The following is a 15,205-nucleotide window of genomic DNA, read 5'->3' on the forward strand; positions in this document are numbered from 1 at the left end:
GCTTAGTCTGAACTAAGTGACCCACTTCGTTTGACCTAAGCAGAGCGTTATTATATCCTGAGTGATGTACTCAGCATGGCAGTTCGGGCACATATTGAGACACACCTATTTTTGTCGAATAACCGGCGAGGACGGCGGCACCCTCGTTTGGTGGTCACATGAACATGGGTGGCCCCACGGATCGGCAGTCAGGCGGGCGTGAAGCGGCGCGGGATCACGGAGGAAGCGACACGGGCACGTCGCATAGAAGCACGTCGCATAGAAACTACAGCGCGGATCCACGACGCGCATCGACGACGGGTGACGAAACAACCTCGATGCGGGACGGCGGACCGTTCACGCGATCGAGTCGTTCCCTCCACCGCCTTCTCTCCCCGAACCAACGGCGGAATGGGGACCGACGGGGAGCGAGGGTGGCGCTCTGGATCGGGGTCATAGCCGTCTGTGGACTCTTGATTATCGGCGTCGGTGCCGGCCTCGCAGTGACGGGCGAGGATGACCCGTCGGCGACGGATCCGGACGTGCCGACGGATCACGAGACCATTGAGGCCGCGATCGAGGCCGCCGAACCTAATGATAAGATTCTCGTCGAAGACGGGACCTACGAGGAGTCGCTGACGATCGATAAGCCGCTCACGCTCAAGAGCGTTTCCGAAGGAGGGGCGGTTCTCGATGGCGGCGGGGATCTTGAGCGTGCGATCACCGTTGAATCCGAGGACGTGATCGTCGAAGGATTCCGGATTGAGGGATACAGCGCAAGTGGAATCAATGATGCTGCGGTGTACGTTGAACATGAAGGGTTTCTATTCAGAAACAACACAATCTCCGACTCAGAAAACGCGGTTTATGTACGTGGTCGAATTAGTGATGTAAAAATCACAAACAATCATATTCACGATAATACTGGGTACGGAGTTAGGTTAGATGCTGTCGACGAGGCATCTATCCTTGGTAATACCATCGCCGATAACGGAGGAGATGGTATTGACTACTCTGGCACCCATGACTGGTTCATAATCGATGCAAATAAAATTCATGGGAATGATATTGGAATTAAGGGCGACCCCGATGACGGTGAAATCACTAACAACACGATAACACAGAACTCCGACTATGGTATTGATCTTGGCACATCTGGGTCTCGGCAGATAATCAATAATACCGTTACGGATAACGCAGGAGGAATCAAAGCCGGGGACGACCAGATCCGCCATAACAAGGTAACTGCACCACCGGCAAGGAACGCCATTGAGGTCTCAAGCTCTTCCACCGTTGCAAACAACACGATCGAAGAGGCAGAGGTCGCCATCGCAGCTCGCGGAGGTGCTAATTCTCCACTAAGTGGAACGTATATCGAGTACAACACCATTCATAATGTTTCGGTTGGGATCTCATTCGGCAGCGACGGTATCACCGTTCATGATAACGAGTTCTCAGAGACGAAGACCGACGTAATTCTACGGGATGCAACCGGCGCAACCATCACGAACAACACGTTTGCGGCTGGTGTCAACCTCGATGGTGTTCCCGAAGGGATTAACGAAGAATCTCAACGTCACGAGATCTCAGGAAACACTGTCGACGGTAAGGACCTCGTGTATCTCGTCGATGAGGACAATCCGGAAATTCCAACGGATGCAGGACAAATCATTCTTATCGACGTGAAGAACGTAGATCTTGACGGTTACTCCTTCTCGGACGTGACGGCAGCGATTCAGATCGCACATTCGGAAAAGGTGAACGTAACCGATCTCAACTTCTCTAATGTGCCCCCCAGCGAGGTCCCATTTGTTAGCAACCCCAGTGCTGTCAAGTTCTGGTACTCCTCGGATGTAACCATTGATGAGTTCGAACTTACGGGCACGAACAGGGGACTATACGTCGAAGACAGCGATAATGTGACCATCTCGAATGGAAAGTTCATTGACGGGGTGTATGCAGTCAAATTCAAGGGTGAAAACACCGACATCACAATCAAAGAGAACGATATTCTCGAAGGGGAAGGCTCTCTCAGTACTGGTATTGATATCTCATCGGCTGAAGAACTCTCAATTACTGGTAACACCGTTCAAAATGCGTCCACCGGAATGGACATTAGCACAGCGAAAGACGCAATCATCGATGGTAACTCGTTCATCGACAATGACGTTGGACTCAAATATGATGGTGACGACACGCTCGACGCACGAAACAACTGGTGGGGTGCAGAAGACGGCCCCTCCGGTGGCGTTGAAGACCCGGATGAAGAAACGGAAGCCTACGGTGGCGGAGACAGCATCGAGAGTTCGTCGAACGCCGTCCGCTTCGATCCGTGGCTCGAAGCCCCAATAGACGACACGGGGACGCTTTCCGGAACGGTCACCGATACCGATACCGACGATGGGGTCGCCGGTGCGACTGTCGAAGCGTCGGGCGATGGTGAGACGCGTACAACCGAAACAGACGCCGACGGTAATTACGAACTCACACTTCCTGCTGGGACATATGAGGTGACCACGAGTGCCGGCGGATATGAGCCAAAGACTACATCCGTGGAAATAACTGCAGAGGAGACGACGGCCCGTGATATCAGTTTGAACCCCCTTCCAGCAGGGAATATTGCTGGAACGGTGGTCAGTTCCGAGACGGACGACCCGATCGCTGACGCCGAAGTTAGAATCTTTGAGATAGCAGACGGTGCACCGATGGGCGACAGGGACCTGTTTGTTACGAACATAAAAACAGATCAGGAGGGGAGGTTTGATGCGGAAGTCCCGAGCGGGTCCTATGGACTCACAGTCAACGCGGTCGGATTTGACAGAGGAGCAAAAAGTGTTGGTCAGGTCACCCCTGGGGAGACTACAGAACTCAAGCCGATCCCACTCGACCCGATCGCTACTCTAACAGGAACAGTAACCGAGAGAGACGACAATTCGGAGCCAGTTGCTGACGTCAGGATAATGGTGGTTGACTCGGAAAGTGGTGAACCACTGGGTATGGAACTCATACCCGTCGATGACGCCCAAAACGGTGAGTATGATAGGGAGTCTAGTGAAGTCGATGTTGACGGCACCGATGGCGAATTCGATACGTCCCCTAGAGATATAGAGACCGACGAAGACGGCCAGTATGCCGTTCAGGTACCGCCCGGAACCTACGATGTGAGCATTTTTAGCGACGAGTGGATAGCTCATCCCGAACTGAATGTCTCTGTCGCCGAAGGCGAGACTGTCGAGGGTGTTGATCTCGAGGTTCAGGAGCGACCGGACTTCGAGGACGTTGACCTCACGGTTGAGATACTCGGTGATGAGAGCGTCCTGGACGTCGAAGAGGGTGATGAAATAACGGTTGTTTCCGAAATAAGAAACAACGAGACCGGTGTCACCGCGGGTCATATCCCTGTCTTCGTCGTCGGCAGCGAGGCGAGTAGTATCGATGGGAACGAACTCCCCTCGAACGGCGAACTGATAGATTTCAGATTGCCACCACGGATTTTAGAGCCAGGAGAGACGGTTACGGAGACGTTTTCATTTGACTCCACCCTCGCGTACGATGATGCTGAAGCCGTAGTGGCTTCGACTATGTTCGACGATCCGGAGCCGTTTGGATTCGACTCCACGGTGATTTCGGTCTCCTCCGCTGAGGAGGAAGAGGAGGAAGAAGAAGCGACCACTCCGAGCCCAGGTGGCGGCGGAGGCGGTGGAGGCGGTGGAGGCGGCGCAGCTTCGCCACCGGAGACGGAAACGGACTCCGAACTCGAAGTCATCGAGGCGAGCGTCTCGCCCGCCCAACTCGAGATCGGCGACGAGGCGACGGTCGACGCGACCGTCGAGAACGTCGGCGATGGCGACGGGGCACTGACCGTTCCGCTCAACAGGAACGGCGAGGAGATCGATTCGACGACGGTCGACCTCGACGCGGGTGAGCGGACGGACGTCTCGTTCACCGTGACGTTCGAGGCGGCGGGGACGTTCAGCTTCGACGTCGATGGGGTTGACGCCGGCTCGGTAACGGTCATCGAGGAGGCCGATTCGGACATCATCATGTACGGCGCGGACGTGAACCGATCGTCGCTCTTCGTCGGCGAGACGGTCACCATCACGGGAGACTTACTCAACAACGGCGGGAGCGGCACCTTCGACGTCGACCTGAACGTCGACGGCGACGTCGTCGACAGCACGACCGTGGAAGTCGGCCCGGGGGCGACGCCTGGCGCCGTGGAATTCGAGTGGACGCCGACGGAAGCCGACATGCCAGCCGATGCAGACGAGATGGACGCGGCGCTCACCCTCAACGGGTTCGTTGTCGACACGGTCCACATCACAAACCCATACTCCGACATCACTGTCATCCAGACCTCTTCATCGACGCTAGAGCTCGTCGAGGGCGAGGAGATGTACATTGTCGGAAGCCTCTATCAAAGAGGTACTATCGAGGGGCCCGAAACGGTCGAAGTCACCGCAACCGACACCGATACGGGTGAGAGCGAGGTCGTCGCGAGTCAGGAAGTGACACTGGGGCCCGGAATGTATCATTTCGGCGGGATCAACGTCAGCTTCGTCCTTGAGGAGGCCGGCACCTATGACCTCGCTCTGGGTGACCGGGACGCCGGCACTGTCGAGGTCAACGAACCGATCGTCGAGCTTTCGGCGGTCGAGGTCGACGGCTACAGCGAGGCCTTCGACCCCGACAGTGACACCGTGTTGACCTACGCGAGCGACGACGCGACCGTCTCCGTCGACATCGACGCCGACTTCGAATTGGAGACCGTGAACGTGCTGTTGAGTTCGCTTGAAACGACCTACGTCCGCGCGTTCGAGGCGACCCACGAGGACGGCGACACGTGGAGCTTGTCGGTTCCGTTCGACGATATCGAGGACGATGGACGCTACGAGGTGTCGGTCGTCGCCGTCGACGAGGTCGGCACCGCGGGTTCGGCGAACGCCGAGACCCCCCTCGTCATCGACCGCGACGCGCCTCGGCTGACGGCAACCCTGGAGGATGTCGACGGCGAGAGCGCGACGGTCGTCGTCGAGAGCGACAAACCGCTCGTGGAGCCGCCCGAAGTGGAGGGCGTGTTCACCGCGCCCGACGGATCGACGACGAGCGACTCGGTCGCAATGATCGGTGTCGGGGGCAGCGACACCCACTTCACGGGCTCGTTCGCCACCGGCGAGACCGGCACCTACGAGATCACGAGCGAGGGGATCGACCGGGCCGGAAACGAGGGGAGCGACGACGCGTCCGCAACCGTCGACACCCGGTTCACGCTCGGTGCGGGTCAGATCGGGATCGAGGGAACCGGCACCGCCATCGACTTCACCGTCGCGGACGGCGTCGACGAAGCGGTCCTCACCCAGGACCTGTTCGCGTCGCTCTCGGAGACGACCGCCAACGCGAACCTCGAAGATGGTGCCCTCGGTGTCGGCTTCATCACCGCGGACCTCGACAACCTACTCGACCACTATCTCGACGACGGGACCGTCGAGAGCGCGGAGATCACGATGGAGATAGATGAGAGCGAGCTGCCGGCGGGTGCCGCCGCCGACGAGGTCGAGTTGCAGTACTACGACGACGCGAGCGGGACATGGAACCCGGTCCCCGATACGACCGTCACCCAGATCGGCGACAGCCCGCACCTCACGGCGTCCGTCAACGGGTTCTCGACGTACGGCGCGATCGTGCCCGACACGGACGCACCGCGAATCACCGACGCGTCCCCCACGGACGGTGTGACGCTCGATGCGGACATAGAGGAGACCACGGTTCGGTTCGAGTACGAGGACGATCGGTCCGGCGTCGACGTGGGGTCGGTAACCGTTGAGATCGACGGCGAGGACGTCACCGGCCACGAGGGAACCAGCATCACCTCCTCGAGTGCGGAACACGTCATACCGGTCGAACCGGGCGAGTCATACGACGCGACCGTCACCGTCGCCGACGTCGCCGGCAACACGGAAACGGCGGAGACGACGTTCGCCGTCGAGGCTGAAGGGCCGGGCCCCGGAGAGCCGGCCGAGGAGGAAACCGGAGTTGACGATTCGATCCCGGGATTCGGCCCGATCGTCGCCATCGTCGCGATCCTGCTCGCCGCGGGGATCGGCGCACGGATTCGACGATAAGCGTCGGGTCGGTTCGCCGTCGCAATAAAGCCGAACGCCCGGAAACGAGGACTGCGTTCAGGCGTACCGGCTCCGCTCCGCACTGCCGGCGACGGTCGCAAGGTCCGCGTAGACGTCCGCGATCCGCTCCCTGATGTCGCGACCCGCAACCCGCGGGTCGAAAAACTCCTTGTTCGGCGACCACTCGACGTTGTTAAAGAAGGTATCGCGGTCGGCATCGTCGGTGTCAGACGGCACGATGGCGTCGGTGTTGTGCCGATACAGGTCGAACGCCGTCCGCGTGTACTCGTACTGATAGCGGGTGTCTTTGTTCACCTTACAGATGCCGTGGGTGAGCATCTCCTGGAGCTGGTCCGGCTGCACCCCCGATGAGCCGTGCAGCACGAGCGGGATCTCCAACCCGTGGTCGCGAAGCGCCGTCCGGATCTCCTCGGCGAGGTCCGGCCGGATCTCGAGGTCCCGGCCCTTCGCGACGCCATGTTGGGTGCCCACCGAGATCGCGAGCAGATCACAGCCGGTCCGGTCGACGAACTCGACGGCCTGCTCGGGGTCCGTGTAGTATGCCTCGTCGGCGACGATCTCGTCTTCGACGCCCTTTATCGTCCCGAGCTCCGCTTCGATCAGGATCTCGGCGTCGGAGCGCTCGGCCATCTCGACGACCCGGCGGCTCCGCTCGACGTTCTCCTCGAACGGCTCGTGGGAGGCGTCGATCATGATCGACGACGGGATCGCGAGGTCGATCTGCCGCTGGATGACGTCGAGGTCCGTCTGATGGTCCATATTTAAAAAGACCCCGACGTCGAACTGGGCGGCGATCGTCTCGATGTACGAGCCCATTACCTGCAATCCCGCGATCGGGTCGCCGTTGCCGGCGAACGTGCACGCGCCGTTGCTCAACTGGACCAGCAGATCGGAGTTCACCCGCTCGGCCCCCTTCATCAGTCCGATCAACACGTTCGGTTCCGCGACGTTGCTCGCAACGAGCCCGAATCCGTCCTGTAAGGCGGCGTCGTAGACGGTGGCGAGTTCATCGCCCATGTAGAACGTCATGTGTGTAGTCTGAACAGATGAACCGCTGCCACCAATATAAATCCATCCGACGGGGCGAGCGATGAACGCGGCGGTACGGCTTTGCATCCGGGTGTGCATCGTCGCGGCTTTGCATCCGGGTGTGCATCGTCGCGGCTTTGCATCCGGGTGTGCATCGTCGCGGCTTTGCATCCGGGTGTGCGTCGTCACGGCTTTGTACCCGGTCACCCTCATTCGGGACATGTACGTGAAGTTCGACCGGGACACCTGCATCGGGATGTTCCAGTGTGTCGCGGAGTGGGACGGGTTCGAGCGCGACGAGAACGCCGGGAAGGCCGTGCTCGTCGATGCGGAGGAGGAAGAAGAGGACATCTTCGTCGTCGAGGTGCCCGAGGACGAGGAGTTCGAGGCGACCTTTGCGGCCCGCGTCTGTCCGGTCGACGCCATCGAGGTGTACGACGACGACGGCGAACAAGTCGTCTGAGGGGACGAGCTCTCAGAGGTGTGCGGCGAGGTCCTCAGCGAAGTAGGTGACGATCAGGTCCGCGCCCGCCCGCTTCAACGAGAGCAACGATTCGAACGCGACCGCTTCGAGGTCCAACCAACCCTTCTCGGCGGCGGCGTGTACCATCGCGTACTCGCCGGAGACGTTGTAGGCGGCGATCGGATGGTCGAACGACTCCCGAAGGTCGCGGACGATGTCGAGATACGGGAGCCCCGGTTTGACCATCAGGATATCCGCGCCCTCCGCAACGTCCAGACGAGCTTCCCGCAGCGCCTCGCGGCGGTTCGCGGGGTTCATCTGATAGTGTCGCCGGTCACCGAAGGCCGGCGCGCCGTCGGCGGCGTCACGGAACGGGCCGTAGAACGCCGACCGATACTTGACCGCATAGCTCATCAACGCGACGTCCGTGTGGCCCGCGTCGTCGAGGGCGTCCCGGATCGCCCGCACCTGGCCGTCGGTCATCGACGACGGCGCGACCATGTCCGCGCCCGCATCGGCCTGTGAGACGGCGGTCTTCGCGAGCAACTCGAGCGTCTCGTCGTTGCGCACGGTGAGCGTCGGGTCGTCCTCGGCCCCGGGTTCGAGGAGCCCGCAGTGGCCATGGTCGGTGTACTCACAGAGACACACGTCGCCGACGACGTAGGCGTCGGTCTCGGCCGTGATCGCCCGCATGGCGCGCTGGACGACCCCATCGGTCGCGTATGCGCCGGATCCGTGGGCGTCCTTCGACTCGGGGATACCGAAGCAGATCACCGACTCGACGCCGGTCGCGAGCACCTCCTCGACGCGCTCGACCGCCTCCGATACCGGGACGCGCTCGTGACCCGGCATCGACGGGATCGGCACGCGCTCGTCGGCCGTCGCGTCGACGAAGACCGGCGCGATCAGGTCCGTCGCCGCGAGTGTCGTCTCGCTGACGAGCGATCGAACCCCATCCGTCCGCAGGCGACGCGGGCGGTCGGTTGGATGCATGGCCGTCGCTTGGCTCCGGGGCGTCTTTTAAGATCCGTTTCGGGCCACACCCGAGGACGGGCGGGGCGTGACGGGCTGGGGGCGGCCGTCGGTCGGCTGCTTTTCAGTCCGTCGAGTCGAGATCGATCTGTTCGCGGATGGCGGCGAGCTCCTCGGAGTCCGCGAGCTCCTCCAGCCGTTCGCGAAAGTGTCGGTCACAGAGGCCGACGGTGATCCCGTCCTTCTCGGCACCGTAGGCGGCCTCGTCGTCGCAGTAGTGACACTGCATGGATGAAGGAAGGGCGGCGGCGGGTAAAACGCGTACGGTTCGGGGAGCCATGCGACGATCAACGCGCACCGGAAACCGCCGTGAAGTTACTCTCCCACCTCGACGGGGGCCGGTAACCGCTCGCGGATCGGTGCGAAGGCAGCCTCGGTCAGTCCCGCCGCCCCGAGCGTCCGTCCGTGGGCGTCGCTCCCGCCGGTCCGGAGGAGATCCGCCTCCCGTGCGACCCGATCGACCGCCTCGTCATCGACGGAGCGTCCGTAGGGATACCAGCGCTCGACCGCATCGAGTTCGCGGGCGACATCCAGTGCTTCGGCGACGTGCGCATAGCGGAACGGGTGTGCGAGGCCGACGAGCGCACACGCCTCCGAGAGGAGTTCGACGCCACGCGCGAGCGAGGTCACCTCGCGGGCGACGAAACAGGGTCCGTCGTCGCCGATCAGCTCGTCGAAGGCGTCGGCGTAGTCGTAGGGTGCCGGCGAGGCGTCGATGGCGCGGGCGATGTGCGGGCGGCCGAGTCCCGGGCGGGGTTCGACGTTGAGGTCGACGTCGAGTCGCTCCTCGACGCGCGCGAGGATCCGAGCGCCGCGCTCGCGACGGTCCCGCTGGAGGCGGTCGATCTCGGCGCGAAGCGCGTCCGTGGGTTCGACCGCGTAGCCGAGCAGATCGAGCCGTTCGAAGCCGGCATCGACCCGCAGCTCGATCCCGCGGACGATCCGCACCCCGTCGCGTGCGACGACCGGGGCGTCGATCCCGGGATGGATCCGGTCGTGGTCCGTCACCGCGACCCACGCAAGCCCGGCCTCGCGGGCGGCCGCCGGTACGTCCTCGATGGTGAGCGTGCCGTCGGAGACGGTCGTGTGCGTGTGGAGGTCGGCGACGAGGTCACCGGGATCGGGGGCGGAGCCGGTCATGCCCGTGAGCAAGGGGCGGTATCACTAATCGACGGCGGTTTCGGTGATGCGGTTTCCCAGTGAAGGGGCTCATCGCAGCACGACGACGTACGTCACGGCGAAGAGGACGATCGCGAACGTGGCGACGTTCGTGAGTGAGTACTCGATGAGTCCGAGCAGATCCGCACCCCAGACGGCGGTCCAGGCGAACCACGTGGAGAGGACGGCGTTCAACGCTAGGACCAGCCGCGGGTCCCCCTTCGACTCGGACAGCCCCTCGCTGATCCCCTTCGGCTCCTCGCTCATGTCCGGATGGGCGGGGCTTCACCACTTAGCTCTTGTCCGTGCGGATAGTACACAGCCCACATGGTGGATCCCTCCCGCCCGCCGCGTGCCTCACGGCGAGCGCGCACATCGCGTCCGACCCGCGTCTTCGATGCGGCCGTGTCGGCCGTCTCGGAACGCATCCGAAACCGCCGCGGGGAGCGGATCGATCCCGTTCCCTTCGTCGTGAGCACCGCGCTCGGATTCATGCTCGCGCTCTCGGTCGGCCCGATCTACGGCCTCTCGTATGGCCTCTCGCTCCGGTGGTCGCTCGGACTCTCGACGCTCGCGTTTCTGTTGCTGACCGCGATCGCGTACGACCAGTTCGTCCGATCGGCTCCGGCACGGGATGCCGGACCGCTTCCGGCCGCGCCACGGTTCGAGCGGTTGCTGTACGCCGCCGTCGGGCTCGGGATCGTCCTCGTGGCGCTCACGGTGCCGCTGGTGTGGTGACCGGCCGGTCGCCCCACGACGTTATGATGGTCGACGATGAATCGCCGGCCATGCGCGAGGTCGAAGTCGAGCGGTTCATCGCCGAGAGCCCACCGACGGTCGGCCGACAGCTGAGCCCGACCCGGATCGTCGAGTGGGAGGGAAGCTTCGAGGTAGCGGAGGTGGAGGAGGGCGCCGACGATGAGGTGACGATCGTGACCGTGACCGGTCCCGGCGTCGGGTTTCGTCTTCGGTTCGAGCGACGATCGGACGGCTATCGGTACGCCGTCGCCGACGATGGCCCCGCAGGTCCGTTCAAGCACATGGAGACATGGCTGACCGTCGATCCCGAAAACGAGGGATCGCGGGTACGGCTTCGCTCCGCGGTGGCGCTGAACGCGCCGGTGCCGTTCGCCGACCGGATCGCGGCGTGGAAGCGACGCGGTGAACTGAAACGGGCGCTCGATGGGATCGCGGAGGCGGTCTGAGGGGGATCGCTCCACTCGGCCGCCCCGTTCGACCGTCACGCTTGTGCGCCACGACGCGGGATACGGTTGTGCGCCACGTTCACACAGCACCAGTGGTATAACACCTCAGTACGCCGTGGACGGATGTATGGGTCTCATCGACACGGTAACCGACATGCTGCAGGGATCGGGACAGCGCGCGCCGGGAGGCGGCGACGGCTCCACGGCCTCGTACTGGTGTGATGACTGTGGCGTTCGGGTTCGAGACGTCGAGGTGGACGACGAGGGACTCGACCGTAACGAGGAGGGAACACCGATCTGTCCCGAGTGTGGCGAATCGATGCGGTTCGAACGCGCGACCGGCAGTAGCTGCGCCTGCTGATCGGCCGACGAGGGAACGATCGTCGGGGGTCGCTTTTAGGGCTCCGGGAGCGCGACCTCCTCGCCCTGTTCGTTCGGGAACGGAGCTATCGATCCGAGCGCCTCGCCTGCCCGGAGCCGGTCCCACTCCGCGTCGGTGACGAGCGCGTCGTCGAGCCGCGAACGGATGTCGGTCCCTGCGAGGTCCGTCCCGATAACGACGAACTCCGTCAGCCGGTCCCCGTGCTCCTCGTCCCAGTCGAGGTCGGGCCGGTTCGAGCGCAGCATGTCGCGTTCGATTTCAGGGAGGCTCGCGATCCAGGGCCCGGGTGCCGACGCACGGACGGACGGCCCCGCTTGGCTCACCTGCTGACGGAGGTCGCTGCCGGCGATCCAGAGCGTTCCCTTCGAGCGGACGACCTCGACTGGAAGGTCGCGAAGGACCGCGAGGAGGCGATCGGGGTGGAAGGGTCGGCGTCGGCGATACGTGAAGGAGGTGATCCCGTACACTTCGTCGGGATGGCGGTGGTCGTGGTGGTGTACGTGATCGCTTTCCTGGTCGTGGTGGTGTGTATCCTCCGCCAGCGCGCGCTTCCAGCCGGGGAGGTCGCCGACGGCGCGCGCATCGAACAGGTCGACCTCGAGCAGCCGGTTCGGATCGACCGTGGAGAACTCGGTGCGGATCGTTTCGGCGGACGGCTGGAGCGCGCCGACGAGCTCCTCGGCCTCGGCCAGCTCGGCTTCCGTACAGAGGTCGCGTTTGTTCAGGAGCACGAGGTTCGACACCTCGACCTGTTCGACGAGCAGGTCGGAGAGCGGTCGGTCGTCGTCGGTCCCACGACGCTCGGGGACGGCTTCGCCGGCGAAGGCGTCGAGAAACGCCCGGGTGTCGAGGACCGTCACGAGCGCGTCCACGCGATAGCGGGCGGCCGCGGCGGATTCCGTCGTGAACAGCCGTGCGACGGGGGCGGGCTCGGAGATCCCCGAGGATTCGACGACGAGCACGTCGAACTCACGTTCGTTCGCGAGTCGAACGACCGCCGTCTCCAGATCGTCCTGGAGCTCACAGCAGATACAGCCGTTCGACAGTTCGGCGACGCCGTCGTCGACGTCGAGCTCCGAGCCCTCCGCGATGAGTTCCGCATCGATGTTCACATCGCCCATATCGTTGACCAACACGGCGATCTCACGGCCGCCCGCGTTCGCGAGCAGGTGGTTCAGCAGGGTCGTCTTGCCGGCACCGAGGCTCCCGGAGAGGATCGTGACGGGAATACGCTCGCTCATGACGTGCGGGATGGCGGCTCGCCCCTTTAATATCCCGACCCGTAGGCGACGGCGACAGCGCCGACGAAAGCCGATACGTTGATACATGCCGACGCTCGATCAGCCCCTATGGATCAGCTCGTATTCCCGGTCGCGGTCGTCGGATCGGTCGCAACGCTGCTGATGGTCGTTGGGATGTTGTATCTCGTCTGGATCTCGATGGGCGACGATCGACATGCGCCCGCACTCGGTGAAGCGGCCGGAACGGAGCCCCCGGAGATCGACGGCGACGCCGAGAGCGACGCCCCGGAGCTCGCCGAGGGCGAAGCGGCCTAACCCGGAGCCAGCGGCCTGAACGGGAACCGACGGCGAAACGGCTGAAACGAAGCGGGCGGCGAAAACCGGACCCTCATTCTACCGACCGCAACAGCGCATCGACGGACTCGGCGAACGTCTCCGGCTCGGTCGCGAGCGCGTCGCCGTGTGCTCCCTCGAGGACGGGCACGTCGTCACCGGCGTCGGAAAGCGAACGGGAGAGCACCTCGCTCAGCGGCTCGGTCGGGTACGCGCCCCCGGAGACGATGACGTCGACGTCGTCGTGCCAGATCCCGAGCGGTGCTTCGATCCCGACGACGTCGTTGACCGGCTCCGTCGAACCGTCGGGGAGGGACGTCTCGCCCTCGATGGGGAACCGTGCGGTGAAACGCGCCGTCCGGGCCGTGTGGCCGCTGTCGACGGTCGTCGATCCGGTCTCCTCCAGCGAAACGTCCTCGACCCCGCTCTCCTCAAGCTGGTCTCGGAAGCCGTCCTCGGCGGCCGGGCGGACCTCCTCCATGAGCCGGTCGAGGCCGACCCCGCCGGGAAGGCGGTCGATGGCGGGCCGGAGATCCACTCGAGTGGCGAAAAATAGCACCGGGGACCCTTCCGTGCCGAACGTCTCCACGAACGCCTCAGTGACGTCGACGTACTCGTGAACGTGGGTGTGTTCGAACGCCTGAACCGTGACGGGGCCGAAGGCCTCTTCGAAGATCATCGCCTCGGACTCATCGACCAGTCGCCAGTCCTCGTCGATCCGATCGTCACCGACGATCGGCTCCGGGACCGGCCCGTCGCGCGTCTCGAGACAGCCGGCGGCGGCGATCACACCGGCAGTCGCACCGGCCGCGAGTAGTCGTCGCCGGCTGAGACCGCGTCCGCCCGCTCGCTCGGAACCGGTCGCGGTCGACTTCGAATGCATGGAGCGGTAGAGACCGCCGAGGGATAAACCGATTTCGCCGGCGTCCGCTGAGCAACTTGCCGGCGGCCGGCCAACCGATCGCTGGCGTCCGATCGACACGGACGTCGCCCACCTCCCGGCTCCGCACACGATGTCCTTTTGTACCACTCGGTTTGATAACTTGGTTATGGAAGAATCCAGACGGCGATCCAGGCGGCGGTTTCTTGCGGCTGCGGGAGCGGCGGGTGCGGTGGCGCTCGCGGGCTGTACGGCCGAACAGGTCGACGAGGAAGCCGACGATCGAACGGACGGTGGGAGCGACGACGGTGGGAGCGACGACGGTGAGGAGGGCGGATCCGACGAGGAGGCCTCCACGCTGACGGTCGCGACGTACAGCTCCTTCATCGACGCGCCCTCCTCCAGCCCCGGGCCGTGGCTGGCGGAGACGTTCGAGGAGGAGTACGGGATCGAGATCGAGTGGGCGACTCCCGAAAACGGGGTGAATCACTACATCGAGCGACGAAACGCCGGCGCGGACATCGACGCCGACCTCTTCGTCGGCCTCAACGTCGACGACCTCGTTCGGATCGACGACGGCGCGGACGACCCGCTCTTCGAAGCGGGCGCGCTTGCGGACGTGGACGGACTCGATGACGTCCAGGACGGGCTGTGGTTCGATCCACGCGATCGAGTCGTCCCGTACGCGACCAACTACATCAGCCTCGTCTACGACGGCACGGCGACGACGGCTCCGGAGACGTTCGAGGGGCTGCTGGATGCGGACCACGGCGGCGCGCTTATCACGCAGAACCCGAGCGGCTCGACGACCGGGCGGGCGTTCCTGCTTCACACCGTCCACCGGTTCGGTGCCGACGATCAGGAGGGAAGCGGGAGCGATGTCGACCACGAGGACTACCTCGACTACTGGGCGGCCCTCCAGGAGAACGACGTCCGCGTGCAGGGCTCGTGGGACGACGCCTATGCCGCCTGGTCCGGCGGGGAGGCCCCGATGGTCGTCTCCTACTCGACCGATCAGGTGTTCGCGGCCGCCGAAGGTGCGGATCTCGAGGAACACCAGGTTCGGTTCCTCGACGATCAGGCCTACGCCAATCCGGAGGGCGCCGCCGTCTTCGCGGACGCAGACGAGCCGGATCTCGCGCGGGAGTTCCTCTCGTTCCTCCTCTCGCCACGGGTGCAAGGGGAGATCGCCGAGTTGAACGTGCAGTTCCCGGCGACGACGACCGCCGATCTGGCCGCGGAGTACGACGAACTGGCCAAGGAGCCCCCGGATCCGGTCACGTTCACTTACGAGGAGCTGCAGGGATCGGTCGACGGATGGATCGATGCGTGGGAGCGACAGTTCGCCGAGAACTGAGGC

At 63.6% G+C, this 15,205-nt stretch carries 14 protein-coding genes; 7 read left to right on the plus strand and 7 right to left on the minus strand.

The window, feature by feature from the left end:
• Positions 1–317: 317 nt before the first annotated feature.
• Positions 318–6,101: a right-handed parallel beta-helix repeat-containing protein gene (locus CHB65_RS08145; protein WP_245809932.1), complete on the plus strand. Its 5,784-nt coding sequence runs from the start codon at positions 318–320 to the stop codon at positions 6,099–6,101.
• Between the two features lie 57 nt (positions 6,102–6,158).
• Here the strand turns inward: CHB65_RS08145 and fba are convergent, their stop codons facing one another.
• Positions 6,159–7,151 carry a class II fructose-bisphosphate aldolase gene (fba, locus tag CHB65_RS08150; protein WP_089384570.1) on the minus strand — a complete coding sequence of 331 codons (993 nt, stop codon included), beginning with the start codon at positions 7,149–7,151 and terminating at the stop codon, positions 6,159–6,161.
• Positions 7,152–7,371: 220 nt separating this feature from the next.
• Here fba and CHB65_RS08155 point away from each other — a divergent pair, with 220 nt between their 5' ends.
• Entirely contained in the window at positions 7,372–7,614 is a 243-nt protein-coding gene (locus tag CHB65_RS08155; RefSeq protein ID WP_089384571.1) for a ferredoxin, read from the plus strand.
• Between the two features lie 12 nt (positions 7,615–7,626).
• Here the strand turns inward: CHB65_RS08155 and hemB are convergent, their stop codons facing one another.
• The 4 genes from hemB to CHB65_RS08170 form a co-directional block, all read right to left on the minus strand.
• Entirely contained in the window at positions 7,627–8,607 is a 981-nt protein-coding gene (hemB, locus tag CHB65_RS08160; RefSeq protein ID WP_089384572.1) for a porphobilinogen synthase, read from the minus strand.
• Between the two features lie 103 nt (positions 8,608–8,710).
• A complete protein-coding gene (locus CHB65_RS16890) occupies positions 8,711–8,875 on the minus strand; it encodes a DUF6757 family protein (protein WP_143420383.1) in 165 nt (54 codons plus the stop codon).
• Positions 8,876–8,961: 86 nt separating this feature from the next.
• The gene (locus tag CHB65_RS08165; protein ID WP_089384573.1) at positions 8,962–9,786 is read right to left on the minus strand and encodes a PHP domain-containing protein; all 825 of its coding nucleotides are present in this window, start codon (positions 9,784–9,786) and stop codon (positions 8,962–8,964) included.
• A gap of 69 nt (positions 9,787–9,855) precedes the next feature.
• Positions 9,856–10,071, minus strand: coding sequence for a hypothetical protein (locus tag CHB65_RS08170; RefSeq protein ID WP_089384574.1), 216 nt, complete (start codon positions 10,069–10,071; stop codon positions 9,856–9,858).
• A gap of 60 nt (positions 10,072–10,131) precedes the next feature.
• On the opposite strand from CHB65_RS08170, the gene CHB65_RS08175 reads away from it, so the two are divergent.
• From CHB65_RS08175 to CHB65_RS08185, 3 genes are all read left to right on the plus strand, one after another.
• A complete protein-coding gene (locus tag CHB65_RS08175; protein WP_321166742.1) occupies positions 10,132–10,542 on the plus strand; it encodes a hypothetical protein in 411 nt (136 codons plus the stop codon).
• Positions 10,543–10,592: 50 nt separating this feature from the next.
• The gene (locus CHB65_RS08180) at positions 10,593–11,009 is read left to right on the plus strand and encodes an SRPBCC family protein (protein WP_089384681.1); all 417 of its coding nucleotides are present in this window, start codon (positions 10,593–10,595) and stop codon (positions 11,007–11,009) included.
• A gap of 127 nt (positions 11,010–11,136) precedes the next feature.
• The gene (locus CHB65_RS08185; RefSeq protein ID WP_089384575.1) at positions 11,137–11,370 is read left to right on the plus strand and encodes a transcription initiation factor IIE subunit alpha family protein; all 234 of its coding nucleotides are present in this window, start codon (positions 11,137–11,139) and stop codon (positions 11,368–11,370) included.
• Positions 11,371–11,405: 35 nt separating this feature from the next.
• Here CHB65_RS08185 and CHB65_RS08190 read toward each other — a convergent pair whose 3' ends face one another.
• Complete coding sequence (locus CHB65_RS08190) at positions 11,406–12,632, minus strand: CobW family GTP-binding protein (protein WP_089384576.1); 1,227 nt, start codon at positions 12,630–12,632, stop codon at positions 11,406–11,408.
• Positions 12,633–12,740: 108 nt separating this feature from the next.
• Here CHB65_RS08190 and CHB65_RS08195 point away from each other — a divergent pair, with 108 nt between their 5' ends.
• Positions 12,741–12,947, plus strand: coding sequence for a hypothetical protein (locus CHB65_RS08195; protein ID WP_089384577.1), 207 nt, complete (start codon positions 12,741–12,743; stop codon positions 12,945–12,947).
• Between the two features lie 73 nt (positions 12,948–13,020).
• Here CHB65_RS08195 and CHB65_RS08200 read toward each other — a convergent pair whose 3' ends face one another.
• Positions 13,021–13,848: a hypothetical protein gene (locus tag CHB65_RS08200; RefSeq protein WP_089384578.1), complete on the minus strand. Its 828-nt coding sequence runs from the start codon at positions 13,846–13,848 to the stop codon at positions 13,021–13,023.
• A gap of 166 nt (positions 13,849–14,014) precedes the next feature.
• On the opposite strand from CHB65_RS08200, the gene CHB65_RS08205 reads away from it, so the two are divergent.
• Positions 14,015–15,202: a thiamine ABC transporter substrate-binding protein gene (locus CHB65_RS08205; RefSeq protein WP_089384579.1), complete on the plus strand. Its 1,188-nt coding sequence runs from the start codon at positions 14,015–14,017 to the stop codon at positions 15,200–15,202.
• Positions 15,203–15,205 lie beyond the last annotated feature (3 nt).

Origin of the sequence: Halorubrum vacuolatum (assembly GCF_900188065.1) — an archaeon.
GTDB classification, from domain to species: Archaea; Halobacteriota; Halobacteria; order Halobacteriales; family Haloferacaceae; genus Halorubrum; species Halorubrum vacuolatum.

What these genes read in the sequence shown, in the direction of transcription:
- CHB65_RS08170 (WP_089384574.1), bottom strand. Translation starts at nt 10,071, where the DNA reads ATGAGCGAGGAGCCGAAGGGGATCAGCGAGGGGCTGTCCGAGTCGAAG.
- CHB65_RS08155 (WP_089384571.1), top strand. Translation starts at nt 7,372, where the DNA reads ATGTACGTGAAGTTCGACCGGGACACCTGCATCGGGATGTTCCAGTGT.
- CHB65_RS08145 (WP_245809932.1), top strand. Translation starts at nt 318, where the DNA reads ATGCGGGACGGCGGACCGTTCACGCGATCGAGTCGTTCCCTCCACCGC.
- CHB65_RS08165 (WP_089384573.1), bottom strand. Translation starts at nt 9,786, where the DNA reads ATGACCGGCTCCGCCCCCGATCCCGGTGACCTCGTCGCCGACCTCCAC.
- CHB65_RS08185 (WP_089384575.1), top strand. Translation starts at nt 11,137, where the DNA reads ATGGGTCTCATCGACACGGTAACCGACATGCTGCAGGGATCGGGACAG.
- fba (WP_089384570.1), bottom strand. Translation starts at nt 7,151, where the DNA reads ATGACGTTCTACATGGGCGATGAACTCGCCACCGTCTACGACGCCGCC.
- hemB (WP_089384572.1), bottom strand. Translation starts at nt 8,607, where the DNA reads ATGCATCCAACCGACCGCCCGCGTCGCCTGCGGACGGATGGGGTTCGA.
- CHB65_RS08195 (WP_089384577.1), top strand. Translation starts at nt 12,741, where the DNA reads ATGGATCAGCTCGTATTCCCGGTCGCGGTCGTCGGATCGGTCGCAACG.
- CHB65_RS08200 (WP_089384578.1), bottom strand. Translation starts at nt 13,848, where the DNA reads ATGCATTCGAAGTCGACCGCGACCGGTTCCGAGCGAGCGGGCGGACGC.
- CHB65_RS08205 (WP_089384579.1), top strand. Translation starts at nt 14,015, where the DNA reads ATGGAAGAATCCAGACGGCGATCCAGGCGGCGGTTTCTTGCGGCTGCG.
- CHB65_RS08180 (WP_089384681.1), top strand. Translation starts at nt 10,593, where the DNA reads ATGCGCGAGGTCGAAGTCGAGCGGTTCATCGCCGAGAGCCCACCGACG.
- CHB65_RS08190 (WP_089384576.1), bottom strand. Translation starts at nt 12,632, where the DNA reads ATGAGCGAGCGTATTCCCGTCACGATCCTCTCCGGGAGCCTCGGTGCC.
- CHB65_RS08175 (WP_321166742.1), top strand. Translation starts at nt 10,132, where the DNA reads ATGGTGGATCCCTCCCGCCCGCCGCGTGCCTCACGGCGAGCGCGCACA.
- CHB65_RS16890 (WP_143420383.1), bottom strand. Translation starts at nt 8,875, where the DNA reads ATGCAGTGTCACTACTGCGACGACGAGGCCGCCTACGGTGCCGAGAAG.